Genomic DNA, 26,097 nt, shown 5'->3' with positions numbered 1-26,097 from the left:
CGGTTTTATCCAGCTATTGAATCAGTTGAATCAGGAATTTTGAATATGCCGTTGTCGCAATTGCAACCGGCGCTGTTGTGGCGTCATTTCCAGACCTTATGCAGTTTTCCCCGTCCTTCCAAACATGAAGCCGCTTTGCGCGATCATTTGCGTGCCTGGGCCGCGGCGCAGGGGCTGGCGCATGAGGTGGATGGAACCGGCAATTTGCTGATCCGCAAACCGGCGACGCCTGGCTTTGAAGATCGCCAGACGGTTGTGTTGCAGGGCCACCTGGATATGGTCACGCAAAAAAATGCAGATACCGCTCACGACTTTTTTAATGATCCGATTCGTCCGCGTGTAGAAGATGGCTGGGTTAAAGCCGATGGCACTACGCTGGGCGCGGACAACGGCATCGGCGTGGCCGCTGGTCTGGCCGTGCTGGAAAGCAAAGACATCGAACATGGTCCGATTGAAGTCCTGCTGACGGTGGATGAAGAGGCCGGCATGAGCGGCGTGCAGGGCCTCAAGCCCGGCTGGCTGACCGGCCAGATGCTGTTGAATCTGGATACCGAAGACTGGGGCGAGTTGTACGTGGGCTGTGCCGGTGGTGTGGACGTGACCGTTAGTCGCCCGTTGGCACAAGAGCCGATTCCAGCTGGCATGCAAGTGATCAAGCTGGCGATCAAAGGTTTGCGCGGCGGCCATTCCGGCGTGGATATCCATCTGGAACGTGGCAACGCCAACCGTATTCTGGCACGTGTTATCAATGACTTGCTGGCTCGGTGCGCCTCGCGTCTGGTGTCATTTGAAGGTGGTACGTTACGCAACGCGCTGCCGCGTGAAGCATTTGCCGTGCTGGCTGTGCCGGAAGCCGAGAGTGACCAGATTCAAGCCGTGGTGCGTCGCTGGCAACAACGCCTGAGCCGTGAACTGGCGCGGGTGGATGAAGGCGTGAAACTGAGCGTGGAGCCCGCGCTGGCCGAACACGGTCTGTCCGGGCAGGCCAGCCGCCAGGTTATCGACTTGCTGCAAGCCTTGCCACACGGCGTGTCGCGCTGGAGTCAGGCGGTGCCGGGCGTGGTGGAGTCATCCAACAATCTGGGCGTAGTGCGGGTGGGCGAGGCTGGTTTTAGCGCGGCGCTGCTGGTGCGTTCGCTGACCGATGAAGGCCTGGACGACGTGGCCAGCCGCATTGAAGCGATTGCCCGCATGGCTGGCGCGCAAAGTGAGCGACATGGCGCATACCCAGGCTGGGCGCCGGATCCGTCGTCTTCTGCATTGAAATTGCTGCAGGATGTCTATCGCGAGCGCTATGGTAAAGAGGCCGTCATCAAGGTCATTCATGCCGGGCTGGAGTGTGGACTGATTGCGGGCAAGTATCCGGCACTGCAAATGGTGTCGTTTGGCCCGACCGTGCGCGGTGCGCATTCACCGGATGAACGCGTTGAAATCGAAACTGTGGGTTATTTCTGGAATCTGCTGGTCGATGCCTTGAAAGCGGTGCCGAAACGCTGAGGGTGAGCGCCGGTTGGTACTGTTGAAGTTTGTTTGCGTGTTTCTGTACATTCCTGGAGGCAATAGCCATGCCATTTGAAGACAGTAAATCCAAAGCAGCAACGGCGCCAGCCGGTCATTCTCGTCGTGATTTTCTCACCGTCTCGATAGTGACTGGTTTTGCGCTGGCGGTGCGGCCGGTGGCAGCTTCGACCATCATTACCGATTCAACCGGGTTGCAAACCGGGACGGTGACCATTGCCGTAGCCGGTGGCGATATGCCAGCTTATCGCGCGCAGCCAGCGGCGGCCAAAGGCCCTTTGCCGGTAGTGATCGTGGTGCAGGAAGTGTTTGGTGTGCACGAGCACATTCAGGACGTTTGCCGTCGCTTGGCCAAACTGGGTTATCTGGCAATCGCGCCGGAGCTTTACTTCCGGCAGGGTGATCCACGCAAGTATCCCGAAATTGCCGATCTCTTGAAGAACCTGGTTTCCAAAGTGCCGGACGAGCAAGTCATTGCCGATCTGGACGTGACCGTGGCATTTGCCATAGCCAACGGTGGCGATGCTGCCCGCGTGGCGCTGACCGGCTTTTGTTGGGGCGGACGCATTGCGTGGCTGTATGCGGCGCACAATCCGCGCTTGAAGGCAGTGGCGATTTGGTACGGCCAGGTTCTGCAGCCAACTTCGGCCAATAGTCCGAAAAATGCGCTTGATCTGGTCGATAAGATCAACGTGCCGGTGATTGGATTTTTTGGCGGCAAGGATCAAGGCATTACCCAGGAAAACCTGGCCAAAATGCGTGCGGCCATGGATGCTGCCAATAAAACCTTCGAGCTGCATGTTTATCCTGAAGCGGGGCACGGCTTTAATGCCGACTACCGGCCTAGCTACAACGAGGCAGCAGCCAAGGATGCCTGGCAACGCATGCTGGGCTGGTTTCACAAATACGGTGTGTGAGCGCTCAACCACCCACGAAAGACGGCCACACAGGTGGCCGTTTTTTATTGCGCGTGAGCCAGATATGAAAGCGACTCAAGCTGACCTTGCGGCCATTTTTTCCAGTGCCTCACCGGTAACACGGCAGATGCGCCAGTCCGGCATAACGGTCGCGCCCAGGCCTTCATAAAAAGCGATGGCGTTGGCGTTCCAGTCCAGCACGCTCCATTCAAAACGACCGTAACCGCGCTCGCGGGCAACGCGCGCCAGTTGCAGCAACATGCTTTTACCCACGCCCAGACCACGCGCGTGCGGGCGCACGTAAACGTCTTCCAGATACAGGCTGCGACGGGTGAGAAAAGTGGAATAGCTCTGAAAGAAGAGGGCAAACGACACCACTGAACCTTCCAGTTCGGCAATCAGACATTCAATCAGCGGGCGATCACCAAACAGATCATTAGTCAGGCGTTCGGCGCTCATATCCAGCACGTGAGTCAGTTTCTCGAATTCAGCCAACTCGGCAACCATGGCCATGATTTCAGGAACATCGGCAGGTGTAGCGGGGCGGATATGCAAAGCTGAAGACATACAGATAATCCTTTGAATCAAATCATTAATACATAGCAGGGTACTGAAAATACAAAAACAAACGGGCGGTTAAAGCCGCCCGTTTGTTTTATGACTGAAACTGATTTGAATCAGTTCAATCTGGCAATGATGATCACTTGGCGTGATTGATCATGTAATGCGCAGCAGCACGGAATTCATCATCCGAGCCGGTATAGCCGCCTTTAACTGGCATCTGGCCATTGCCGCTCTTCAAGACTTTTTCGATTGCTGCATCGGCGTTGCCACCCAGCTTGGCAGTCCAGGCTGCTTTGTCGCCAAACTTGGGCGACCCCAGCAGGCCAGTGCCATGACATGCCGAACATGTGCTTTCGAAAATCTCTTTGCCTTTGACTTCCGGATCAATTGCGCCACCGGCACCACCGGCTGGTTCCGGCGCCACAAACTTGGCGCCCGCATCGTCGGCCATGTAGGCCACGGCACGTTTGACTTCGTCATCGGTCAAATCGGTCGAACCGCCACGCGCTGGCATGGCGTTAAAGCCGTGAATGGCGTGAGTCCACAGGGTTTCAAAGCCCTTGGAGATACGCGGCGCCCATGCGGCGGAATCGCCAAATTTCGGCGAGCCCATCAGGCCCGTGCCATGACAGGAAATACAGACGTTTTCAAAGACCATCTTGCCGCTGCGCGAACCGATCGGGGCGCTATCGACCACCTTGCTGATACCGACCGGTTGCAGGCGCGATTCGATAGCTTGATCGGTCATGGTCATGAGGCCCAGATTCACTCCGCTACCGGAGGTGAACAGCTTGACCACCATGAAGATGAAAAGCGGCACACCTACGAGCGCCGCTACGATGAGGCCAACAAAGCTTTTAACTCCGGAAGCGTTTGAACCACTCATGCTGCCATCCCTTTTAATATCGTGTAGCGAGGTAAATCGTGAAATTGGGCCGAATTATACCGGCAAGGCGGGTGGCGGGAAAGCTGCGTAGACGCTCCGCGGCAAACACGGTATTATCCGTTTCCTCGAAAGACATGCGCCCGTAGCTCAGTTGGATAGAGTATTGGTTTCCGAAACCAAGGGTCACAGGTTCGATTCCTGTCGGGCGCACCAATAAAATCAATTACTTGGCTGGTTTATAGCGCGTTCTGCAGCTAATCCGGGCAAGCCTTTTTCTCCCTCTTTCTTTCCTTATTTTCCCGTAAAAAAATCTATTGTGGCGTGTGCCTTAAATGCCTGAATCAGGTGCGTTTTTGCGCGATTGTGCCCGCTAATCCGGTTTGCTGGCGAGTTTACTTGCATGCGTAAAGGGTTTTGGCTGGTGGCCAAAGAAAAATGCCCGAAGCGCAAACAAACATATTGCGGTTCGGGCATGGTTTGCTAGCGGGTTTAATGCGTAGCGGCGGCCGACTTGGCAGCTACACCGGATGCAGTGTTGGCAGTTTGCTGCTTGGCCGCGGTTTCCCAACCGCCGCCCAAAGCCATAAACAGATTAATCTGATCCATGGCTATCTGACTATCTGACGCGGCTAATGCCGCATCGGCGTTGGCCAATGTGCGATCTGAATCCAGACTGGACAAAAACGGCGCCCGGCCGGATTGATACAGTTGCCGGTTTTCTTTGGCGACTTGCTGTGCCTTGTCGCGCGCGGCTCGCAGTGCGGCGTTGCGGTCCAGATCATGCGTATATAGCGTCAGTGCGGTTTCGGTTTCCTTGAGCGCGTTCAGCACAACGCCGTCAAAGTGGGCGAGGGCGCCGTCGGCTCCGGCTTCGGCCGCATGGATGCGGGCACGTGAGCCGTTGTCCGGAATGCGCCATGAAATCAGCGGGCCGATGCCCCAACGTTCGGTGGCAGGGTGGCCAATATCTTCCAGGATACCGGTGAAGCCAGCCGATGCCCCAATCACGATATCCGGATACAGCTCGGCGGTGGCTACGCCAATGCGGGCGGTGGCACTGGCCAGTTGGCGTTCGGCTTCACGAATGTCCGGGCGGCGCTTCAATAATGCGGCACCATCTCCGACTGGAATCGCCTGATGCAATTCCGGTTCGATATTGCACTGGATATGGGCGGCAACGATTTCTGTTGGCGTTTTGCCTACCATCACTGCCAGTTGAAACAGTGCGGCATCATGTTCAGCCTGAAACCGTGGCAAATTGGCGCGCAACAGATCGGCCTGAGCTTGCGCCCGCAGCACGTCAGTGGAACGCCCACGCCCGGCGTTCGCCAGACGTTGGGTTACATCCACGCTGCGATTTTGCAGGTCCAACTCATGCTGTGCCACGGCCAGTTCGTGCGATGCGGAACAACCTTGCACATAGGCACGAACGGTCTGCGCCACGACGTTGACGCGGGCCAGATCCAGCGCGGCCAGGCTGGCCTCGGTATTGGCATGGGCGGCTTCTTCGCCACGCGCGAGCTTGCCGAACAGGTCCAGGTCGTAAGAAATGGCAAAACCGACATCACCTTCATTGAAGACGGGTAGCTTCTCGGTCAGCAGATAGGCTTCACCCGATTCTTGCGCCCGTTTGACTGCGATATCGGCCGAGCCATGAAAGCCTTTCTCGGCATCCACTTCACCGGCCAGCGCCACGGCCCGGCGCAAATTGGCGGACGCCACACGCAGACTGGCATTCGCGGTGAGCGCTTGCCTGACCAGATCATTCAGAACCGGATCGTCATACAGCATCCACCAGTCATCCGGCACCGGTGCGATCGATACAGCCGGGTTGTTGGCGCTGACAAACGCGGCACTGGCCGTCGGGTTTTTGATGGTCGCTGCGTCGGGCACCCGATAGTCGGGGCCAACGGTGGTACATGCCAGCAAGCCCTGCAGCAGAGCCAGTGCCAGCGTGGTTTTCAACAGTTTCACGATTTTGCTCCTGCCTTGGCGGCAGCGGGTTTGGCCTGTTCTTTGGCCTGCTCCAGTACCGACACCGTGGCTGTACGGCCGGCAATCAGGCGGACATCAGCCGGGACGTCATCCAATGCAATCCGCACCGGAATCCGTTGCGCCAGGCGTACCCAGTTGAAGGTCGGGTTCACATTGGGTAGCAGTGAAGCGCCACTGGTGCGGTCGCGGTCTTCGATCCCGGCGGCGATACTTTGAACGTGGCCGTGCAGCGGTTGGGATTCGCCCATGATGCGGATCTCGACCGGCTGGTTGATCTGTACGCCGTGCAGCTTGGTTTCTTCGAAATAGCCCTCTACATGGAAGGATTGCGCATCAACAATCGACAACACCGGTTTGCCAGTGGCTACGTAATCGCCAACGCGCGGCAGACGGTCATTCAGATAACCATCAACCGGGCTGACTACGGTGGCGCGCTGCAGATTCAGCTTGGCCACGTCCACCGCGGTTAGCGCCTGGGCGAGAGCGGCTTCACCTTGCTGCACTTTCGATTCGCTTTCTTCGGTTACTTCTTTGGCCACCAGATCGGCTAGTCCACGGTTACGTGCGGCCTCCCGACGGGCTTGCGCCAGCGTAGCTTTTTGCGCCGCAACAACGGCAGCGGCTTGCTGTAGTGCGAGTTCAAAGCGGGCATGGTCGATTACGAACAAGACCTGGCCGCGTTTGACCATCTGGTTATCCAGCACTTTGACGTCGGTAATCGGACCGGTGACATCGGGCGCAATTTGCACCACATCTGCGCGCACGTGGCCATCACGGGTCCACGGGGCGATGGTGTAGTAGTCCCACAAATGTCGGCCAACCAGAACGGCGGCGATTACAAAGATCAGGGTCAGGATGACCGGCCCGGCCAGGCGAACGATTTTTTTCATGATTGCAACCAGTGGATCAGGGATACAGTGCCGCCGAGGGCGATCACATAAAGGGCCAGATTGAACAACGAGCGATGCCATACCAGCTTGTAAAAGCCCAGGCGGCCCAGCACAAAGCGCAGGCAACCGGTCACTACAAACGCAATCAGCATCCAGCCCAGCAAACTGGGTATGAATACGCCGTAAACATCAATCTCGCCGCTCATCGGGGTTTCTTTCTCTTCGGGTTTTTCTTGCTGTGGCCATATGGCCACGGAAGTTCAAGCAATCTTTATCAGCAACAGTTCAAGTCGCCTCGCTACCGCAACTCTTGAAGCCGGCAGCACCAGGAAACAGGCTTACGCGCAATTCCACCAGCGCGTTAAGTGCTTCACGCGAAATCTGGTCTGCCTGGGTCAGGGTGTAGCCGATGGCCATGTCGATACTGCTTTTCAACGCTTCAGGCGCGTGCGGCGCATTTGGTTTGTCGACACAGTCCTGGTAATGCTGCGCGATGCCATCCAGCACTTGTTCGATGGCGCCGTGTATATCACCAGATAATTCCAGCTCATCGCGTTGCAGTTCCAACGCGCTATAACCTACGCGCAATTCTTTGAAACCATCGGTCTGGCGATCATCTGCGTTGGCGGCCAGACGTGGTACCAACTGCCCCAAGCGATCCAGCATGCGGGCGCTGAGTCGCGCGTAGTCTTTGGCATCATGTCCGGCGGCGGTATTGGCCAAGTCTTGCCAACTGGAATGCACCAGGCGATGTGTCGCCAGCTTGGTACCAAAAGGACGGGTGACAAGAGTCCATGTCAGCGCAAATACCGCACCGGCAGCGCCGGCGATGTTGCCGTTAAAAAACGAAGTGAAGTTGGCGTCGTATGCCCCTTGAATGCCGAGGAACGTTGCTGTGTTCACGGACATCAACATGGCAATCATGTTAAAGCGCGGCAGCGGAATAAGCGTGCCGATAATCAGAAACGGAATCGCCAGCATGGCGACCAGTGTTTCAAATTCATGTGCGGCAGGGATGATCAGGAACATCAGCACGCCGGACAACGCGATACTGACCAGAGTCCAGGTAAAGAACATCCGGATCATTGGCGCGGGTTCATCCATTGCGGCAAAGAAACAAGAGGCCACGGCACCCAAGACCACTGCGCCCGCACCGTCTTCCCAGCCCATACCGATCCAGATCATGCAACCGGTAAAGACAGCCAGCGCGGCAGAAACGGTGGAAAACAGCATCATGCCGTGATCATAATGGCGGCCACCACCAGCCACTTCACGGCGTTGGTAGACCGGCGCCCAAGCCTGAGCTTTGGGATCATTGGCCAGCAATTGCTGCAAGTGCAGACAGTCTTGCCATAGATCGACCAGCGAACGCAGGCGCGAGTGGGCATTGATGCTCAGGGTGTCGTGCCAATCCAGATCTGTATGCAAAACCTGTTCGGTGGCATTCAAGCGCGCCCGCAGGTCGTCCGCTTCATTGAATGCCGGTAAGGCCGTTTGCATCCACGCGGCGACATCGCGCATCAAGCCTTGCAGGTCATCAGACAACCCACCTTCCTGGCGACGCAATGTTTGTGTGATTTCGGTGAGCGACGACAGCACTGGCAGCAGCATGCTCATGCGCCCACGCAGTTCTTTGGCATAGCCGACGGTTTCGGTGGTTTCCGGGTCATAAGCCAACTGGCTGATCAGTTGATCCAGCGCGAGAATGTCAGCCGCCAGACGATGCCGGCTGGCCGGGTGGGCTGCCCCATCCTTCATCGGAGAAAGGGCATCGGCGGCCCAACTGGCGGCATCACGCAACCACGCACCAGTACGCGCACTGATTACGGGTGCTACTTTGCCGGGGAAAACCAGCGCGGCGACCAGACTGGCGCAGACTATCCCCACCAGTATTTCCTGGGTACGGGCGCTGGCGATATCAAAAACGGCTTGCGGATTGTTGACCGAGGGCAGGGCAATCATCGGCAGCGTATAGGCTGCCAACATGAAGACGTAACTGCGCGGGGTGCGATCCAGCAACGAAAAATACAGCAGCGCGCCAGTCCACAAACCAATAGCGGCAGACAGCAACACCGGCGCATTGACCAGCACCGGCACGATCACCACTGCGGCGCTCGCCCCCAGCAATGTGCCCAATGCACGGTACAAAGCCTTGGAGCGGGTAGCGCCAGTGAGCGGATGAGAGACAACGTAAACCGCTGCCATCGCCCAGTATGGACGAGGCAAACCCAAGGCCAGCGCTACATACAACGCCAGCATTGAGGCGAAAAAAACCTTGAACGAGAACAGCCAGTCTCGTGGGGAGGGCCAGTGGTTCATGGTGATCGGCTATCGCGAAGACGAGGTTTCGGATTGGGCCGCGGCAGTTTCAATCGCGTTGAAAACCCGCAGCGTGGCCAGGAGATCTTCGCGACTGATGTCGCTGAGCACTTCGGCCCGCAATGTAATCAGCGCTTCTTCGATCTTGTCGCTCAAGGCACGGCCTTGTTCGGTGAACCACAGGGTATTGGCGCGGCGATCCACCGGATCGACTTCGCGCCGAATCAGGCCAGCTTTGGACATCTGGTCCAGCAAGCGCACCAGCGACGGGCTTTCGATGCCGACATAGTCTGCGAGCACAACCTGCCGCACTCCCTCGCCCAAGCGGCCAATAAACAGCAGGGGCGTCGCGCAGGCGGCGGAGATACCGTAAACGGTAACCACGTCGTGCGAAACCTGGCGCCAGTGGCGGCCAACCTGCAAGAGTGAACTCGTCAGGGCGAGTCGCAGTGTGTCTAGATCATCCATCCGTAAAAGTTACCATAGATACTATTCGTTAGCAAGCTAACTATATTATCCATTTGGCATTGCTGCTGGACGGCTAAGTTCACGTTAGCCGTTACGCCAGTAAAAATGAGCGGATGAAGGGGTTGGGTAGGGTCAGTGGTCAGCCCGTCAATCGAGGGGTTGGTCCGGAATGTGCGAACTTAACGCTTGCACCATGTGGCGAGTTATCTTGATCATGTCCGCTTCACTGCGCTCAAGCCCATATACCGTTAGCGGGAAATTGAGCGGCTGCTGCAATTGCCAGATTTTTTCATGCTCGCTAGCAGGCAGAATCTGCGCTGGTTGGCCAACGGCTACCCAGCCGATCGGCACCACTGCGCCAGGCGGGACGTGGGTCTTGATGTGTACCACGGCGTGGATGCGCACTTCGCAGCCTTTGCCCAGATCTGCCGCGTGAAAAACGGCGGCGCCAGTTGCTACAAAGACTTCATCCTCAATCGTACAACCCGCAACGTGCGTACCCGGGCCAATCAAACAATTGTTGCCGATAGCCAGCGAGTGCAAGGCAGTACTGCGCAGGACAGCGTTTTCCATGACGATACATTCGCTGCCAATCACGATGTTGCCGCCTTCGGCAATGATCTGTGCGCCAAACAAAATGCGGCAATTGGGTCCAATCACCACATCACCACAGACAACGGCGTTAGGAGCGACATAGGCGCTGGCGTCGATACGGGGAGATTTGCTGGCATGGCTGAGCAGCATGGGTCACCTTGAGGGGGAAAATTCTGAGTAGCCGCCAACATGCGGTTGGCAGTGTGCAGACTAACTCTAGCCAGGATGCAGGAAGGACGTATAACGAAGAGGGAAGGCGTGTTGCGCGAATGGCGCAGCAGTGGGGTAGTCCAGAAAACAAAAAACCCGACGTGTGTCGGGTTTTTTTACTTCAGCGCTGTATGAAAATCACAGCACTTGAATGTTCGAAGCTTGCTTGCCTTTTTGGCCGGTGGTCACATCGAAGCTGACCTTCTGACCTTCTTGCAGCGACTTGAAGCCGCTGGAGTTGATCGCCGAGAAGTGAGCGAACAAATCTTCGCCACCATCATCAGGGGAAATGAAGCCGAAGCCCTTAGCATCGTTGAACCACTTAACCGTACCGGTTGCCATTACCTATGTTTCCTATGTCTTAAGATGAGCAGACGCTCAGTGAACATATAATACGCAAGGCAGGGGGCTTGCACAATTCTTTACTGAGTGAAAGGCGCGTTTCGGGCCACTTTTTTTTGAAAAAAACCCGAAAACCGCCAAATACGGCCTGTTTTGTGCGGTTTTCACGCCACATTTTTGAGGCGCGCGGACAGATTTCTGCTGTTTTTCTGCCTCAGGTGGTCAGGCCAAGGACATAAACGGTGGTACTTCGGGTCGCTACCAACTGCGCGTTTGTACTTCCCGGCAACAAAAAAGCCCGGCTTTTAATCGGGCTTTTTGCATGGGTTCTCGCATCACGGCGTGACGCAATAAGGCCGTTGTTTATTCTTGCGGTGTTTCGCCGGTGGCATCCGCTACGGGAGTGGCCGCTGCAGCGGCAGCTTTTGCGGCGGCAGCTTTTGCCGCTTGTTGAGGTTTGGCCGCCTGGATAATGCTGGCAGCGTTTTGTTTTTCCGAATCCGTAATCTCGCCGTCGGGCTTGCCTTTGAGATTGAAGCGCTTGCCGCCACGGGCCAGTTGCTTTTGATAGGTCAGGCGGGCGCAATGCTGGCTCAGCGCGCGTTTAACTACCACCGCATCAAAATGCGGCAAGGCAGCTACCAATACATCCAGAGTCCCGATGGCCAATGGGCGGTTTTCCCGCAGTACCGCAAACCGGCGGTACATCTCTTCATTGATCATTTCGAGCTGTTTGCGTTTGCTCTGGGTGCCAATGGCTTTTTGCAGGGCATCGCTGAGGGAATTGGAAGACATGTTTGGCAATTTCAGGTTCTTGATTGGCGGCAGCATACCGCGCTGGCCGCATGGACTCAATGTTCACGGGCTTATGGCACGCGGTATGTGGTGAATTTCCACGCTTTTGTGGCAAAACGAACAAATCGTCTTTACAGGGCCCGAATCATGGCGCATTACGGCTCAAGGCCATTTGACGCAAATCTGGTCCAGTACTGGATTGTAATAGATAAAAAGCGGGGTCAGTCCCCGCTTTTTATCTTGATAACTGCCCGGCAGTCTGATTAACACTTTCGTGTTTGAAATAAATCAGACGGCAGCTGCCGTACGCTGTGGATGAAAATGTTGTGCCGCTGCCAGAAAGACGTCAAAGACCTGCCGCGCTGCGGTTAACTGTGCGGGGAAGTGATCCGCGTCGATCTGGTCCAGTTGCTCGGCAAACGAGGTCCATAACGGCAACTCTTCGTTATAAGTCAGGTAAGTCGTTGCCGCATGCAATTGCGGATCATCTGCCGCGAGGACATGCCGGGCTTGGGCACGGGCGCTTTGGCGCACGATTTCCAGCACATAAACCGCGCCAGCAAGGCCTTCGGGATCAATCGCGGGAATCTCGATGGCCGGTGGCGTGTTTAGACCCAGCGTACTCAGGTCTTTAGCCAATGCGGCGCGGCGGGTACGTTTAGACCAATCCGGTACCAAACGGCTGACACCGGATGTTTCCAGCCGTGCTTCCAGCGGGAATAGGGCTGCTGCCTGGGCTCGCAAAAATGCCGTGTAACCGGGCAGGGTGGTAATGGCAAAGCCGGCAAAAGCCTGGTCTAGTGCTTCGTGCCGGTCTGCGGTGGCCAACTTCAGATCGATTCTGGTAGTCATGTCGTCCTCAGTGCGCATCCGACTGATTGCAATGCAACAATCGGGGTGGCGGGGGACTAACACTATAGTCCAGATTTCGGATATTGATCACATTCCCATTAAAAAGCGTATACAAGCTGCATCAGTGGTGTTAATAGCGCGTATAGATTAAGAGGATGCAAGTAATTAGCCAGGCGCCAATACTCGTGCTGCGCGTGGTTTGCGAAACACCAGCCAGTTGCCAGCCATAACCAGCAATACCCCAGAAATGGCCAGCGGCGTCCAGCGGTAGCCTTCCATCACCGCCGAAACATTCAGTGCCACTAGCGGAAACAACACCGTGCAATAGGCGGCTCGTTCCGCACCCAGGCGCCCAACCAGCATCAGGTAGGCAGTAAAGCCAATCACCGAACCGGGAATTGCCAGCCAGAGCAACGCTCCGATATAAACCGGCCGCGTATCAAAAACAAATTGCTGACCTGACAGCATGCTGGCCAACAACAGCACCAATGCGCCAAACAGCATTCCCCACGCGTTCGTATAAAGCGGCTTCAATCCTTGCGACTGCAAGCGGGCGGACAACAAGTTGCCAGCAGAAAAACACAGCGTGCCAGCCAAGGCCAGACCTAGCCCGAGCAATGTTTTCATGCCGTCGTGGTGGGCCGAGAACTCTGGTGAGAACAACGCAACCAGTCCCATCAAACCGACCATCCCGCCGGTAATCACGTTAGAAGCAATGCCTCGGCCCATGAAAACGCGGGCGTTGATGGCATTCCAGAGTGTCGAGGTAGAAAACACCACGGCTTCAAAGCCGGTCGGGATGTAGCGGCTGGCATTGTAAAAGCACAGGAAGTTGACGCAAAAAAGGCATAACCCCTGGATCGCGACCAGCCCCCATGCATTACGCGGCAGGGGTTTGAGTTGCTTGCGCCAGGCCAGAATTACAATCAATACCAGCGCGGCCAATCCAAAACGCCAGGCAATGGATAGCGCCACGGGCGATATGCCCAGTTGCAGTTTGATCGCGAACCAGGTGGTGCCCCAGATCAGAACGACGGCCCCATACAGCAAGATATTCATTAGATAAGTGTCCAGCTCAACCAACAAGAATGCCTCCAATTAAACCGGCCAGTTGGTCCGACTGCTTGCATAATCTTGCGGTTTTGTTGTTGCCCGAGAGCGCGTGCGCAACGCTTTGCGTAAACTGGCGAAATGGACTCCCCAGCGTTAACCCACAATGTATTTGCCACACTGAGCCGCTCGCGCGCTGCGCTGGAGCGTTCTGGCTCGCTGGGTGACGGCATGGCGGTTGCGCAATGGAACAACCATAACGATGCAACTACCTATCGCGGGCCGGGGCACCACACGCTGTCGCTCTATCTGGCTGGCGGTTATCAAACCTGGCGGCGAGACAGGCCCGGAATTTATGGCGCACCCGGCAAGTTGTGTTTGTTGCCGGATGAACACGAGTCCGAATGGGTGATCGAGGGTGATCTGCGCTTTGTGCATTTGTACTTCAAGCCCGAGCACTTTGCCCAAGCCACGGTGGCATTGCTGGATCGCGAGCCGCGCAGCCGGCAATTGCGTGATCTAACCTATGCCGATGATCCGGTCCTTGCCGCGTATTGTGCGCAAATCGTGCAACTGAACTGGCAAGACACCGCCAGCCATTTGGCAGCCAACGAACTGGCACACGGCGTATTGGCCCGCTTGATCCTGGAACACAGCGGTCCGCGTGCTTACCTGCCTAAAGGCGGTCTTTCTGCTGGCGCACGGCGGCAGGTGATCGACTATATAGATGGTCATCTTGATGGCAACATCACGCTGGGTGACTTGGCGCGCCTGGCCGCGTTATCCGAGTTTCATTTCGCTCGCGCATTCCGCGACAGTTTTGGCATGCCTCCACATGCGTGGTTGTCCGCTTGCCGTTTGCAGCGCTCACGCACACTTTTGCGGGATAGCAACTTGCCTTTGGTGGACATCGCCGCCGCCTGCGGCTTTGCCAATGCCAGTCATTTCAGCAACCGCTTCCGTGCTGCCGTGGGTGCCAATCCCTCGCAATACCGCGCGGTCCTGCGCAAGTAACCTGCCGTTTCCTCCAGCAAATTCCCGCGAAGTCTCCAACCTGACCAGGCTTGAGTTCAGTTTGGCGTATTAATTTCATCTGCAACCTTACCAACCGTTCGTCATATTTGGCATACGTGTTTAGCTATGTACCTTGCAAAGAAAGGTACGTGGTTATACGATCTACTCAATGTATCGTGTATTGCACGGTAGGCCGGAAAAGCGAATAGCAAAGGTCCGGCAGGAGAGTGGGGTAATCGACTGGTGCTGTATTAATCCGGTTGATATCGCCCAACAGGATTAGCACATCAAGTCAGCGTGAACTGGAGCAAAAAGAAAATGAACCAACAAGCATTCATGTCGCAACTGGAACGTAGTCTGGCCGGTCTGGCCCAAGCCGATATCGAACAGATTCTGGCGGATTATGCCGAGTACTTTCGGGCCGCAATCCAGTTGGGGCGCCGAGAAGAAGACGTCGCCGCCAGCTTGGGTGATCCCAAACGACTGGGGCGCGATCTGCGTGTGCAGAAGCTCTATGGGGCGTGGCAAGAGAAACGCACCTTTAGCGGACTTGTCCGCACCGTGGCCGCGATTGCCCGACTTGGCGTGCTTAACTTCTTGCTGGCTATCCCGTTCATGATTTATCTGTGCGTTCTGACAATGGGGATCTTTGTTAGCGGTGCGCTGGCCACCGCCGGTTTGGTCGCGATTGTGGCGCTCGGTGCGCATGCCGCTTTCGGCTGGCCCCAAGTCAAACCAACTGATGCCACTACTGGTTCGGGAGATATAAAGGTCGTGGCATATACCCCGGCGGCGGGTAAGTCTGAGACTTTTCGCTATCGCAACGACGACGTGGAAATCCAGCTCAATAACGGGGACCGCATCCAGCTGACTGATCGCAATGGCACTATCACAACCCTGTTTGCCCAGAATGGCGCGCTGTTCCACGAAGGCAGCCCGCAAGAGGGTATGCGTCATGGCTACCGGGTTGCACAAAATAGTCTGCGCGCTGTGGATGTGAAAACAACTGATGGTGAAGTACTGGATTGGTCCACAGATAATAAACTGAACCGGATCGACTGGTATGAAATGGACCATAACGGGGTATCAAGCACTGTCATCACCCCCAAGGCCCATGACAAGAGTTTCATGCTGCGTTTTAACGACGACGAGTTCAGCTTGCATGCTTCAACCGCACCGCATCCTGTAACCAAAGCACTGAAGGCATCGTTGGGTGTGTTGATCGGCGCCGGACTGGTGTTGTTCTTGCTGCTCAAGTTGGCATTGATGACCTGGCGTGCGGTGGTGCGCTACGGCCGCGACCAGATTGCACAGATTCCACTGCATCTGGTGCTGTAGGTTGATGCGCTAAAAACCGATGTGGATTTGTAATGACAAAAGCCGCCGCTGCAGCCGGCTTTTGTTTTATCTGGAATTGCCAGGCGTTTATAGGATGTCAGCATGGCGTCGGATTGCCGGTATGGCCTAGCAAGCCGGATGGCGTAATTGGAAGCTCTCTGTTTACGGGAAAATCGCCATCTCTTATATCAGTAGGAGAATGCCTGTTTTGCACCGCAGCATGGCTGTTTTTAAGTATATCGGCCGTTTTCCCGCCGCCGTAGAATGCGCTTCGCGCGATCCGGTCAACAGGTTGTACCTGGAAAAAACCGGACGACGCACTGCGTAACGCGTAATCGTGTGCTGTCATTTTGATCCCACCGCTGTGGACTAGCGGTCTGACTTCATTCTTCGCTTTGCAGCAGGTTCCAGTGCTGGGCCGGTGCATTACCGCCCGTTTTGCAAGTTGAGTTGTGGAGCTCCTGAATGTACCCATCTGCCAATAACCAGAAGTTTGGCAAAGCATTGACTGTTCTTACTTCACTGTTCTTTATGTGGGGCCTGATTACCTCGCTAAACGACATCCTGATTCCGCACCTGAAAGCCATTTTTTCGCTGAGCTACCTTCAGGCCGCGCTGATCCAGTTCTGTTTCTTTACCGCTTATTTTGTGGTGTCGTTTCCGGCGGGTTTCATCATTCGCAAAATCGGCTACAAGCGCGGCATCGTCGCCGGGCTAGTCACCGCTGGCGTAGGCTGTTTATTGTTTTACCCAGCCGCTGGTGCGCAGTCGTATGTGTTTTTCTTGTCTGCGCTGTTCATCCTGGCGGGCGGGATCACCTTCTTGCAGGTAGCTGCCAATCCGTACGTCACTGCATTGGGTAATCCGGACACAGCATCCAGCCGCCTCAACCTGACGCAGGCGTTTAATTCGCTTGGCGCTACGCTGGGACCGCTGCTCGGCGCCGTTACCATTCTGGCTGTCAATACTGAATCGGGCAGTAACACTGTCAGCAATCTGGCGGCACAAGCAGCCTCGGTGCAAACGCCGTACCTGGTTTTGACGGGCGTGCTGTTTGCCTTGGCTGCGGCAATCTGGCTGATTCGGCTGCCGGTAATCCAGGAGGTCGACGAATCCGCCGATCAACACGCCGGTGCTCATGCCTCGCACCAGGGCAAACAATCTGTCTGGGCATATCGCCACCTGGTATTGGGCGCGCTGGGCATTTTTGCCTATGTTGGAGCGGAAGTCGGGATTGGCAGCTTTCTGGTCAGTTTGATGGGACAACCACAAATTGCGGGCCTTTCGCCTGAATCCGCTGGCAAATATCTGGCCATTTACTGGGGCGGGGCGATGGTGGGGCGTTTTGTCGGCAGCGCGCTGATGACCCGGATCAACCCTGCTCGCATGCTGGCCTTCAATGCACTGGTCAACGTGCTGTTGATTGGCGCTGCCATGATGTTGGGTGGTCATATCGCGATGTGGGCGTTGATCGTGGTGGGATTTTTCAACTCGATCATGTTCCCGACCATTTTCTCGCTGGCACTCAAAGGTCTGGGTCGCTTCACCAGTGAGGGCTCGGGCATTCTGTGTATGGCTATTGTGGGTGGCGCAATCGTGCCGGTCATTCAGGCTTACTTTGCTGATCGCATGGGCATTCTGGCTTCGTTTGCAGTGCCGCTGGTTTGCTACTTATATATTGTCTATTTCGGCGCTCGTGGTCATCGCGTACAGGATGAGCAATCCGTTGCCGAAATTGGTGCGCGTGGGGTGAGCGCACTCCGGGGCTGAGGTGGTAGTCGCGACGTATGTATATATACATATATAGAGCGACTGATTTCCGCTTGCTTCATATGAGTTTCACGCAACAAAAAGCCGCTCGCCAGAGCGGCTTTTGCTTTGGTGCTGTGGTTTTGGGGTGTTTTAAGGTGCAGGAAGAGGTGCTGAAGCAGGGGAGAAGGCAGTGTTTTGCGGGGTAGGGCGAGGGGTCTGTCACGGGACTGCAATGATCGCTGAAAGAAATATTATTACGGATCAGGGGTTTGTGCAGGCGGGGCAAAGAATGTTGCAGGAAGGTGTTGACGGGTTCCGGTCTGGTCCGTATAGTTCGGTTTCTCCGCTGCAGACACAACAGCGAAACGGCGAAAACGAAGAGTTTAGCAGGGTTTCCGGGTCTGGTGGCAAACGATCTTTAACAAATTACAGCCGATGAGTGTGAGTGCTTGGGAAGGACAAAACAAGTACTCGCACTTAGATGAGAATATTTGCAAAGTTTTACTTTGTAATTTCGAGTTTTAAGCGAGTGCGAAATTTAAGTAACAGAGATTGAACTCAAGAGTTTGATCCTGGCTCAGATTGAACGCTGGCGGCATGCTTTACACATGCAAGTCGAACGGACTTGTGGGGCTTGCTCCACAAGTTAGTGGCGAACGGGTGAGTAATGCATCGGAACGTACCGTGTGATGGGGGATAACTAACCGAAAGGTTGGCTAATACCGCATACGCCCTGAGGGGGAAAGAGGGGGGATCGCAAGACCTCTTGTCATACGAGCGGCCGATGTCGGATTAGCTAGTTGGTGAGGTAAAGGCTCACCAAGGCAACGATCCGTAGCGGGTCTGAGAGGACGACCCGCCACACTGGGACTGAGACACGGCCCAGACTCCTACGGGAGGCAGCAGTGGGGAATCTTGGACAATGGGCGCAAGCCTGATCCAGCAATGCCGCGTGGGTGAAGAAGGCCTTCGGGTTGTAAAGCCCTTTTGTCAGGGAGCAAATCCTTGGACTTAATACGTCCCGGGGATGAGAGTACCTGAAGAATAAGGACCGGCTAACTACGTGCCAGCAGCCGCGGTAATACGTAGGGTCCAAGCGTTAATCGGAATTACTGGGCGTAAAGCGTGCGCAGGTGGCTTGTTAAGATCGATGTGAAATCCCCGGGCTCAACCTGGGAACTGCATTGATGACTGGCTCGCTAGAGTACGGCAGAGGGGGGTGGAATTCCACGTGTAGCAGTGAAATGCGTAGAGATGTGGAGGAACACCGATGGCGAAGGCAACCCCCTGGGCTGATACTGACACTCATGCACGAAAGCGTGGGGAGCAAACAGGATTAGATACCCTGGTAGTCCACGCCCTAAACGATGTCTACTAGTTGTCGGGGTTTTCGGACCTTGGTAACGCAGCTAACGCGTGAAGTAGACCGCCTGGGGAGTACGGTCGCAAGATTAAAACTCAAAGGAATTGACGGGGGCCCGCACAAGCGGTGGATGATGTGGATTAATTCGATGCAACGCGAAAAACCTTACCTGGTCTTGACATGTCTAGAATCCCGAAGAGATTTGGGAGTGCCGCAAGGAGCTAGAACACAGGTGCTGCATGGCTGTCGTCAGCTCGTGTCGTGAGATGTTGGGTTAAGTCCCGCAACGAGCGCAACCCTTGCCATTAGTTGCCAGCATTCAGTTGGGCACTTTAATGGGACTGCCGGTGACAAACCGGAGGAAGGTGGGGATGACGTCAAGTCCTCATGGCCCTTATGACCAGGGCTTCACACGTCATACAATGGTCGGTACAGAGGGTCGCCAACCCGCGAGGGGGAGCCAATCCTGCAAAACCGATCGTAGTCCGGATTGCACTCTGCAACTCGAGTGCATGAAGTCGGAATCGCTAGTAATCGCGGATCAGCATGTCGCGGTGAATACGTTCCCGGGCCTTGTACACACCGCCCGTCACACCATGGGAGTGGGTTTTACCAGAAGTGGCCAGGCTAACCTTCGGGGGGCCGGTCACCACGGTAGGATTCATGACTGGGGTGAAGTCGTAACAAGGTAGCCGTAGGGGAACCTGCGGCTGGATCACCTCCTTTCAAGAGAATGGTCTGGACCAAGTACTCACACTCATCGGCTGTAGGTTGAAGATACGGAAAGCGGCGTCTGCGAAGACGCCGTAATTTGTGGAGCTGGGTCAGTAGCTCAGTTGGTTAGAGCACCGTCTTGATAAGGCGGGGGTCGCTGGTTCGATTCCAGCTTGACCCACCATTTGCACGACATTGACCGTCGCAATACGGCGTCATGCAAAACCTCGTGTACGAAACAGTACACGTCGGTTGTGCCTTCCTTGTCTTGCTCGGTCACTGCCGCGCAAAAGACGGAAGAAGGTGGATGGAAGTGCTCTGACAAAAAGCAAACACGATTGGGGGTTTAGCTCAGCTGGGAGAGCACCTGCTTTGCAAGCAGGGGGTCGTCGGTTCGATCCCGTCAACCTCCACCATCACCTGGCGGTGAGGCAATCGTAAAAGCACTTATAAACAAGTGTCCTGCAAAGTGCGGGAGGATATTTGTTTCTAATTGCTTCAATTAGAGCAGTTTAATCACTGCTTGCCGCAAGGCACCGTATCTGATCTTTAACAAACTGGAAGAAGCAAGACTCAAATTTAGTAGTAATAAATTGGGTTTGATTGTATCGAGTGAATCGAGACTGTTTTATATGGTTTCGATGTAACGTCGCAAACACGATTTTGTAACCTGAGACAAGTCTGAGGTTATAGGATCAAGCGAATAAGTGCATCTGGTGGATGCCTTGGCGATCACAGGCGATGAAGGACGCGGTAGCCTGCGAAAAGCTACGGGGAGCTGGCAAACGAGCTTTGATCCGTAGATGTCCGAATGGGGAAACCCGGCCCTTTTGGGTCATCCATGACTGAATACATAGGTCATGAGAAGCGAACGCAGCGAACTGAAACATCTAAGTAGCTGCAGGAAAAGAAATCAACCGAGATTCCGGAAGTAGTGGCGAGCGAAACCGGAAGAGCCTGCATGTGATAGCAGTACTCTTAGTGGAACGGCATGGAAAGGCCGGCGACAGTGGGTGATAGCCCCGTACACGAAAAGAGAATTGTGGTACTGAGCATGCGACAAGTAAGGCGGGACACGAGAAATCCTGTCCGAAGACGGGGGGACCATCCTCCAAGGCTAAATACTCGTGATCGACCGATAGTGAACCAGTACCGTGAGGGAAAGGCGAAAAGAACCCCGGGAGGGGAGTGAAATAGAACCTGAAACCGGATGCATACAAACAGTGGGAGCCTCTGAAAATGGGGTGACTGCGTACCTTTTGTATAATGGGTCAGCGACTTACGTTCAGTAGCAAGCTTAACCGCATAGGGGAGGCGCAGGGAAACCGAGTCCGAACAGGGCGCACAGTTGCTGGGCGTAGACCCGAAACCAGGTGATCTATCCATGGCCAGGATGAAGGTGCGGTAACACGCACTGGAGGTCCGAACCCACTGATGTTGCAAAATCAGGGGATGAGCTGTGGATAGGGGTGAAAGGCTAAACAAACCTGGAAATAGCTGGTTCTCCCCGAAAACTATTTAGGTAGTGCCTCAGGTATTACTGACGGGGGTAAAGCACTGTTATGGCTAGGGGGTCATCGCGACTTACCAAACCATGGCAAACTCTGAATACCGTCAAGTATCAGCCTGGGAGACAGACAGCGGGTGCTAACGTCCGTTGTCAAGAGGGAAACAACCCAGACCGCCGTCTAAGGTCCCAAATGACATGTTAAGTGGAAAACGAGGTGGGAAGGCACAGACAGCCAGGATGTTGGCTTAGAAGCAGCCATCATTTAAAGAAAGCGTAATAGCTCACTGGTCGAGTCGTCCTGCGCGGAAGATGTAACGGGGCTCAAACATGTAACCGAAGACGCGGATGTGCAATTTATTGCACGTGGTAGGGGAGCGTTCCGTAGGCCTGTGAAGGTGCATTGTAAAGTGTGCTGGAGGTATCGGAAGTGCGAATGCTGACATGAGTAGCGTTAAAACGGGTGAAAAGCCCGTTCGCCGTAAGCCCAAGGTTTCCTGCGCAACGTTCATCGGCGCAGGGTGAGTCGGCCCCTAAGGCGAGGCTGAAAAGCGTAGTCGATGGGAAACAGGTTAATATTCCTGTACTTTGTATTGGTGCGATGTGGGGACGGAGAAGGGTAGGTCAGCCGGGTGTTGGATGTCCCGGTTCAAGCGTGTAGGTGTGGGGATTAGGCAAATCCGGTCCCCTTTAACACTGAGGCGTGATAACGAGGTCTTCGGACCGAAGTGATTGATCCCATGCTTCCAGGAAAAGCCACTAAGCTTCAGCCAATACGGAACCGTACCGCAAACCGACACTGGTGGGCAGGATGAGAATTCCAAGGCGCTTGAGAGAACTCAGGAGAAGGAACTCGGCAAATTGACACCGTAACTTCGGGAGAAGGTGTGCCTCTGTAGCGTGAAGCGACTTGCTCGTGGAGCGTGAAGAGGTTGCAGTGAAAAGGTGGCTGCGACTGTTTATCAAAAACACAGCACTCTGCCAAGACGAAAGTCGACGTATAGGGTGTGACGCCTGCCCGGTGCTGGAAGGTTAAGTGATGGGGTGCAAGCTCTTGATCGAAGCCCCAGTAAACGGCGGCCGTAACTATAACGGTCCTAAGGTAGCGAAATTCCTTGTCGGGTAAGTTCCGACCCGCACGAATGGCGTAACGATGGCCACACTGTCTCCTCCTGAGACTCAGCGAAGTTGAAGTGTTTGTGAAGATGCAATCTCCCCGCTGCTAGACGGAAAGACCCCGTGAACCTTTACTGTAGCTTTACATTGGACTTTGAAGTGGTTTGTGTAGGATAGGTGGGAGGCTATGAAGCATGGACGCTAGTTCGTGTGGAGCCAACCTTGAAATACCACCCTGACCCCTTTGAGGTTCTAACCTTGGTCCGTTATCCGGATCGGGGACCGTGTATGGTAGGCAGTTTGACTGGGGCGGTCTCCTCCCAAAGTGTAACGGAGGAGCTCGAAGGTCACCTAGGTACGGTCGGACATCGTACTGATAGTGTAATGGCACAAGGTGGCTTGACTGCGAGACTGACAAGTCGAGCAGGTGCGAAAGCAGGACATAGTGATCCGGTGGTTCTGAATGGAAGGGCCATCGCTCAACGGATAAAAGGTACTCCGGGGATAACAGGCTGATTCCGCCCAAGAGTTCACATCGACGGCGGAGTTTGGCACCTCGATGTCGGCTCATCACATCCTGGGGCTGTAGCCGGTCCCAAGGGTATGGCTGTTCGCCATTTAAAGTGGTACGTGAGCTGGGTTCAAAACGTCGTGAGACAGTTTGGTCCCTATCTGCAGTGGGCGCTGGAAATTTGAGGGGGGCTGCTCCTAGTACGAGAGGACCGGAGTGGACGCATCTCTGGTGTACCGGTTATCACGCCAGTGGTATCGCCGGGTAGCTAAATGCGGAAGAGATAAGCGCTGAAAGCATCTAAGCGCGAAACTTGCCCCGAGATGAGATTTCCCTGGGAACTTGATTCCCCTGAAGGGTCGTTGGAGACCACAACGTTGATAGGTCAGGTGTGGAAGCGCAGTAATGCGTTAAGCTAACTGATACTAATTGCCCGTGAGGCTTGATCCTATAACCTGAGCGTTGTTTCGGGTTGTGTTGGTGACGAGCTCGAACAGAAGTACGAAAGTACGAATCAACCCCAAGTAATACGATACGAACGAATTGAGTCGGTGGTGGGTCAGGGTGAAAACCGGACCGGCCACGCTAAACAGCAGGCTTTGCCTGCAGCTTCTTCCAGAATCAGAGCAGCGACGAATAACAGTCGTGACTCTAACCAGTTACGTCTGGCGACCATAGCGAGTTGGCCCCACGCCTTCCCATCCCGAACAGGACCGTGAAACGACTTAGCGCCGATGATAGTGCGGATTACCCGTGTGAAAGTAGGTCATTGCCAGACACCCCTTTGAACGCCCGGACAGGAACCTGTACCGGGCGTTTTGCTTTGCACCGTGCGCAAGGCGCGCAAGGCAAAAGGCAGTACGCAAGGACAAAGCCCCGCAGCGATGAACTGCGGGGCTTTTTTTATGCCTGCGGAGTCAGAACATTACCAGTTCTGCCGCGTAATGCTGTAACCCACACGAACCTGATTGCTGTGCTTGTTGTAGTCCAGCAGGTTTTCGCCGTAGCCAGAGAACAGATCTGCATAGAAATAGCCGCCCGCGCCGGCCCAGACTTTGGCTACTGGATAGGTGAATTGCAGTTCTGCGCTGCCATAATCGGCCTTGGTGCCCTTGCGCAATGTCCCTGCCAGCTGCCAGCCATCCGAGGTCCCGTATGCGACGTCCAGGTCAACATAGCCGCGGTACTGATGCATATCCGGGTTGTTGTTATCAACCGGGTAGTAGTACAACTTGGGCGCCACGGTCCATTCGCCTTTGGTGGGATCGCCAAAATGCAGGATCGGTCGCACATACGCGTAATTCATGCTGCGCGATTCATCGCCAGCTTTGCCGTTGGACTCATGCCTTAGCCCGCTTTCCAGGCCCAGCTTGCTGAACCAGCTGGCTTTCACGTCAGTATCGGGGACGTAGTAAAACAGGCTCGGCATGTAGCTGCTGTCTTCAAACGGGTGCGAGTCTGCAGACAAGTCCCACATTGAGCGCTCGGTAAAGCTGAAATACAGATTGTCGAGCAGGGCACGTGAAGTGGGGTCTTTAGGTAGACCCAGGCGATATTTAAAGCTGAGCTGGAATTTGGCGGTGGTGTCGCCATTTTTGCCAACTGCAAAGTACATTGGCTCGTACGGCGACAAGCGATCCTCCGCGCCGCGTAGCAACGCAGTGGACGCGGCATCTTGCCCGCCGGGGCTGGCTACCTGGCTGGCGGCCAGTGCTGCTACGCTGACTGGCGCAGCAGTTGGGGTTGGGCCGGTTTCTGTGCCGTTAGCAGATGGGTCGGCTGCTGGCGATTTGTTTGCGGCTGAATCCAGCGCTATCAAGACTGGCGCCGTATCAAAGCCGGTAAGTTGCACCCGGATTGTGCCGCGCAGGTTAGGGGGTAAGCGCGCCAGGTAAGCCACTTTTCTAAAGCCACCTGGCTTGACCTCGATCGCGCCGGTTGAATGATCCGCCCGCAACAAGGTAATGGGTAACTGCGGGAAATCGGCATTGCTGATATTGGCGTGCAACTGCTCTGGCACCGTAATCGTTGCTGCTTCCTTATCGGGATTGTCCAGCAATAAAGTAATGGTGAACGGCGCATCAGTTTTGAGTGTACTGGCTGGATATAAAACGGAGACATCTGCGTGGGCTATTCCCGGCAATATCGCCAGGCTGGCAATTGCGCTGCTCAGCAAACTTGCCATGCCGCGAAAGGCACCAGCTTTTGCCTGTGGATGCGATGCGGATGTGCAGGCACTCAAGATAAACCTCTCTTTGCGGATAACCGGGCCGGCTATTAAGGCATCGTCGTTTGATCAATGCTGATAAGTTGTCAGATAAAACTGACTTGACTCGATGATCATGGATTTGCTACCGATTGGGCTGTCAGAAAAGGCCTTAATGCAATGAAAGACTGTTCCTGCACGTCGCGTCGGATAATGCCTCGGCCGGGGCTATCCAGATCAAGTGTGACATAGATAACCATCGCGGTAAGCAAAGAAAAGCCGATATAGCCTGCCCAACTGAATTTGCCGGATGCACCATGCGTATAGCCGCTGGTATAGGCGGTGGCGATGGCCATTACAAACAAGAGCCAGACTATGGCTGCGGGCATATGTGCTTGCGAGGCGATCTGTCGGCTCGCTGTTAGCGCAAACACTTTATCCAGCGCATTCAGCATTTGTACACTGGCCAGGCTATTGGCCGGATCGCGCGACCAGTTGCTGACTTTTGCCCACAATTGCTGTTGTATTGCATCGCTTTGCTGAATCAGCATACCCAGGGAATGTGGATCACTTTCCTGGTTATAGAATGAGATCTGTAATTCCAGATATTGGCGCAGATCTTTGCGCAAAGTATCCCGCTCGGCTGCCGGATATAAATCGGTGCGCAATATGGCGCCATGCATGGCGTTGGCGGCATCAATCAGCAGGGCCGCTCTATTGTCAAAACGCGATGCCGCGCCAGAAAAAGTAAAGGCCAATAGCAGCCCCAATAATCCAAATAACCCGGTTTCAATTGCCGAGAGGTTGGTTTGCGCGGTTTCTTTACCGGCGCGACCGCGTTGGTGGGCAACGCGAGCGCCCAATGCCGCCGCCGCAATCATTAGCACGCCCAAGGTAACGCTAACTAGACCAGCGTCGAATTGATAAATTGCGCTATCTGCTACCATGCATTTCCGCCATAAGTGAGTTTGAGCCGCATTGATAGTTAATCATAAAGACCGATACCCGCAAGAATGCCATGTAATCAGTCGCAGAAATACCCGCGCAAAGCCTGATATTTGATTAGGTTTATCGGTGTGGTTGAAGTACGTGGCCAGGGTATGTGAATTGAAAAGTTTGGCCTGAACAGTGAACCTCCCCGGCATTGGCGAACCCAACCGGCAGGCGCAGTACCAA

19 protein-coding genes, 3 tRNA genes and 3 rRNA genes are annotated in these 26,097 nt (G+C 55.1%); 11 read left to right on the top strand and 14 right to left on the bottom strand.

Translation table 11 applies throughout. The annotated features are described in order from the left end of the window. The first annotated feature begins 45 nt into the window (after positions 1-45). Positions 46-1,497 (top strand): aminoacyl-histidine dipeptidase, encoded by a 1,452-nt coding sequence (locus N7220_RS03160; RefSeq protein ID WP_283150026.1) that lies wholly within the window; start codon positions 46-48, stop codon positions 1,495-1,497. 68 nt (positions 1,498-1,565) lie between these two features. Beyond that, positions 1,566-2,435 (top strand): dienelactone hydrolase family protein, encoded by an 870-nt coding sequence (locus tag N7220_RS03155; protein WP_283150025.1) that lies wholly within the window; start codon positions 1,566-1,568, stop codon positions 2,433-2,435. A 75-nt stretch (positions 2,436-2,510) separates the two neighbouring features. Here the strand turns inward: N7220_RS03155 and N7220_RS03150 are convergent, their stop codons facing one another. Then, complete coding sequence (locus tag N7220_RS03150; RefSeq protein WP_283150024.1) at positions 2,511-3,002, bottom strand: GNAT family N-acetyltransferase; 492 nt, start codon at positions 3,000-3,002, stop codon at positions 2,511-2,513. A gap of 133 nt (positions 3,003-3,135) precedes the next feature. Further along, positions 3,136-3,885 carry a c-type cytochrome gene (locus N7220_RS03145; protein ID WP_283150023.1) on the bottom strand — a complete coding sequence of 250 codons (750 nt, stop codon included), beginning with the start codon at positions 3,883-3,885 and terminating at the stop codon, positions 3,136-3,138. Positions 3,886-4,021: 136 nt separating this feature from the next. Here N7220_RS03145 and N7220_RS03140 point away from each other — a divergent pair. Next, positions 4,022-4,098 (top strand) — tRNA-Arg (locus N7220_RS03140). A gap of 276 nt (positions 4,099-4,374) precedes the next feature. Here the strand turns inward: N7220_RS03140 and N7220_RS03135 are convergent. The 10 genes from N7220_RS03135 to N7220_RS03090 form a co-directional block, all read right to left on the bottom strand. Then, positions 4,375-5,859, bottom strand: coding sequence for an efflux transporter outer membrane subunit (locus N7220_RS03135; protein ID WP_283150022.1), 1,485 nt, complete (start codon positions 5,857-5,859; stop codon positions 4,375-4,377). Continuing rightward, positions 5,856-6,770 carry an efflux RND transporter periplasmic adaptor subunit gene (locus N7220_RS03130; protein ID WP_283150021.1) on the bottom strand — a complete coding sequence of 305 codons (915 nt, stop codon included), beginning with the start codon at positions 6,768-6,770 and terminating at the stop codon, positions 5,856-5,858. The genes N7220_RS03135 and N7220_RS03130 overlap by 4 nt, the downstream gene beginning before the upstream one ends. Next, positions 6,767-7,024, bottom strand: coding sequence for a DUF1656 domain-containing protein (locus tag N7220_RS03125; protein WP_283150020.1), 258 nt, complete (start codon positions 7,022-7,024; stop codon positions 6,767-6,769). The genes N7220_RS03130 and N7220_RS03125 overlap by 4 nt, the downstream gene beginning before the upstream one ends. 31 nt (positions 7,025-7,055) lie before the next feature. Then, positions 7,056-9,089 carry an FUSC family protein gene (locus N7220_RS03120; RefSeq protein ID WP_283150019.1) on the bottom strand — a complete coding sequence of 678 codons (2,034 nt, stop codon included), beginning with the start codon at positions 9,087-9,089 and terminating at the stop codon, positions 7,056-7,058. A gap of 9 nt (positions 9,090-9,098) precedes the next feature. Then, positions 9,099-9,557, bottom strand: a complete 459-nt coding sequence (locus N7220_RS03115) for a MarR family winged helix-turn-helix transcriptional regulator (RefSeq protein ID WP_283150018.1) — start codon at positions 9,555-9,557, stop codon at positions 9,099-9,101. 147 nt (positions 9,558-9,704) lie between these two features. Continuing rightward, positions 9,705-10,301, bottom strand: coding sequence for a gamma carbonic anhydrase family protein (locus tag N7220_RS03110; RefSeq protein ID WP_283150017.1), 597 nt, complete (start codon positions 10,299-10,301; stop codon positions 9,705-9,707). 198 nt (positions 10,302-10,499) lie between these two features. After that, positions 10,500-10,703 (bottom strand): cold-shock protein, encoded by a 204-nt coding sequence (locus tag N7220_RS03105; protein WP_283150016.1) that lies wholly within the window; start codon positions 10,701-10,703, stop codon positions 10,500-10,502. Positions 10,704-11,066: 363 nt separating this feature from the next. Then, positions 11,067-11,498: a ProQ/FINO family protein gene (locus tag N7220_RS03100; protein ID WP_283150015.1), complete on the bottom strand. Its 432-nt coding sequence runs from the start codon at positions 11,496-11,498 to the stop codon at positions 11,067-11,069. A 288-nt stretch (positions 11,499-11,786) separates the two neighbouring features. Then, positions 11,787-12,350: a biliverdin-producing heme oxygenase gene (locus N7220_RS03095; protein ID WP_283150014.1), complete on the bottom strand. Its 564-nt coding sequence runs from the start codon at positions 12,348-12,350 to the stop codon at positions 11,787-11,789. 165 nt (positions 12,351-12,515) lie between these two features. Continuing rightward, the gene (locus tag N7220_RS03090) at positions 12,516-13,409 is read right to left on the bottom strand and encodes a DMT family transporter (protein WP_283150013.1); all 894 of its coding nucleotides are present in this window, start codon (positions 13,407-13,409) and stop codon (positions 12,516-12,518) included. 132 nt (positions 13,410-13,541) lie between these two features. On the opposite strand from N7220_RS03090, the gene N7220_RS03085 reads away from it, so the two are divergent. The 8 genes from N7220_RS03085 (at position 13,542) to rrf (ending at position 23,493) form a co-directional block, all read left to right on the top strand. After that, a complete protein-coding gene (locus N7220_RS03085; RefSeq protein ID WP_283150012.1) occupies positions 13,542-14,414 on the top strand; it encodes a helix-turn-helix transcriptional regulator in 873 nt (290 codons plus the stop codon). A gap of 318 nt (positions 14,415-14,732) precedes the next feature. Further along, positions 14,733-15,752, top strand: a complete 1,020-nt coding sequence (locus tag N7220_RS03080; protein WP_283150011.1) for a DUF1700 domain-containing protein — start codon at positions 14,733-14,735, stop codon at positions 15,750-15,752. 465 nt (positions 15,753-16,217) lie between these two features. Continuing rightward, positions 16,218-17,522, top strand: a complete 1,305-nt coding sequence (locus N7220_RS03075) for a sugar MFS transporter (protein ID WP_283150010.1) — start codon at positions 16,218-16,220, stop codon at positions 17,520-17,522. Positions 17,523-18,058: 536 nt separating this feature from the next. Further along, positions 18,059-19,593 (top strand): 16S ribosomal RNA (locus tag N7220_RS03070). A gap of 95 nt (positions 19,594-19,688) precedes the next feature. After that, a tRNA-Ile gene (locus N7220_RS03065) sits at positions 19,689-19,765 on the top strand. Between the two features lie 156 nt (positions 19,766-19,921). Next, a tRNA-Ala gene (locus N7220_RS03060) sits at positions 19,922-19,997 on the top strand. A gap of 277 nt (positions 19,998-20,274) precedes the next feature. Beyond that, positions 20,275-23,165 (top strand): 23S ribosomal RNA (locus N7220_RS03055). Between the two features lie 214 nt (positions 23,166-23,379). Continuing rightward, positions 23,380-23,493: ribosomal RNA gene (gene rrf / locus N7220_RS03050) — 5S ribosomal RNA — on the top strand. The 16S, 23S and 5S rRNA genes sit together here with 2 tRNA genes alongside, the layout of an rRNA operon. Positions 23,494-23,640: 147 nt before the next feature. On the opposite strand, the gene N7220_RS03045 is transcribed toward rrf, so the two are convergent. Together N7220_RS03045 and N7220_RS03040 are read right to left on the bottom strand one after the other, a co-directional pair. Beyond that, a complete protein-coding gene (locus N7220_RS03045; protein WP_283150009.1) occupies positions 23,641-24,900 on the bottom strand; it encodes a phospholipase A in 1,260 nt (419 codons plus the stop codon). 155 nt (positions 24,901-25,055) lie between these two features. Further along, positions 25,056-25,868, bottom strand: coding sequence for a bestrophin-like domain (locus N7220_RS03040; RefSeq protein ID WP_283150008.1), 813 nt, complete (start codon positions 25,866-25,868; stop codon positions 25,056-25,058). Positions 25,869-26,097: the final 229 nt, after the last annotated feature.

Origin of the sequence: Silvimonas soli, assembly GCF_030035605.1 — a bacterium.
Lineage (GTDB): Bacteria > Pseudomonadota > Gammaproteobacteria > Burkholderiales > Chitinibacteraceae > Silvimonas > Silvimonas soli.
The sequence above is the reverse complement of the archived record's forward strand: the minus strand, read 5'-3'. Positions and strand labels throughout refer to the sequence as shown.

Excerpts from the sequence above, each read along its gene's own strand:
- N7220_RS03160 (WP_283150026.1), top strand. The coding sequence starts at position 46 with ATGCCGTTGTCGCAATTGCAACCGGCGCTGTTGTGGCGTCATTTCCAG.
- N7220_RS03155 (WP_283150025.1), top strand. The coding sequence starts at position 1,566 with ATGCCATTTGAAGACAGTAAATCCAAAGCAGCAACGGCGCCAGCCGGT.
- N7220_RS03150 (WP_283150024.1), bottom strand. The coding sequence starts at position 3,002 with ATGTCTTCAGCTTTGCATATCCGCCCCGCTACACCTGCCGATGTTCCT.
- N7220_RS03145 (WP_283150023.1), bottom strand. The coding sequence starts at position 3,885 with ATGAGTGGTTCAAACGCTTCCGGAGTTAAAAGCTTTGTTGGCCTCATC.
- N7220_RS03130 (WP_283150021.1), bottom strand. The coding sequence starts at position 6,770 with ATGAAAAAAATCGTTCGCCTGGCCGGGCCGGTCATCCTGACCCTGATC.
- N7220_RS03120 (WP_283150019.1), bottom strand. The coding sequence starts at position 9,089 with ATGAACCACTGGCCCTCCCCACGAGACTGGCTGTTCTCGTTCAAGGTT.
- N7220_RS03115 (WP_283150018.1), bottom strand. The coding sequence starts at position 9,557 with ATGGATGATCTAGACACACTGCGACTCGCCCTGACGAGTTCACTCTTG.
- N7220_RS03110 (WP_283150017.1), bottom strand. The coding sequence starts at position 10,301 with ATGCTGCTCAGCCATGCCAGCAAATCTCCCCGTATCGACGCCAGCGCC.
- N7220_RS03105 (WP_283150016.1), bottom strand. The coding sequence starts at position 10,703 with ATGGCAACCGGTACGGTTAAGTGGTTCAACGATGCTAAGGGCTTCGGC.
- N7220_RS03100 (WP_283150015.1), bottom strand. The coding sequence starts at position 11,498 with ATGTCTTCCAATTCCCTCAGCGATGCCCTGCAAAAAGCCATTGGCACC.
- N7220_RS03095 (WP_283150014.1), bottom strand. The coding sequence starts at position 12,350 with ATGACTACCAGAATCGATCTGAAGTTGGCCACCGCAGACCGGCACGAA.
- N7220_RS03090 (WP_283150013.1), bottom strand. The coding sequence starts at position 13,409 with ATGAATATCTTGCTGTATGGGGCCGTCGTTCTGATCTGGGGCACCACC.
- N7220_RS03085 (WP_283150012.1), top strand. The coding sequence starts at position 13,542 with ATGGACTCCCCAGCGTTAACCCACAATGTATTTGCCACACTGAGCCGC.
- N7220_RS03080 (WP_283150011.1), top strand. The coding sequence starts at position 14,733 with ATGAACCAACAAGCATTCATGTCGCAACTGGAACGTAGTCTGGCCGGT.
- N7220_RS03075 (WP_283150010.1), top strand. The coding sequence starts at position 16,218 with ATGTACCCATCTGCCAATAACCAGAAGTTTGGCAAAGCATTGACTGTT.
- N7220_RS03045 (WP_283150009.1), bottom strand. The coding sequence starts at position 24,900 with ATGGCAAGTTTGCTGAGCAGCGCAATTGCCAGCCTGGCGATATTGCCG.
- N7220_RS03040 (WP_283150008.1), bottom strand. The coding sequence starts at position 25,868 with ATGGTAGCAGATAGCGCAATTTATCAATTCGACGCTGGTCTAGTTAGC.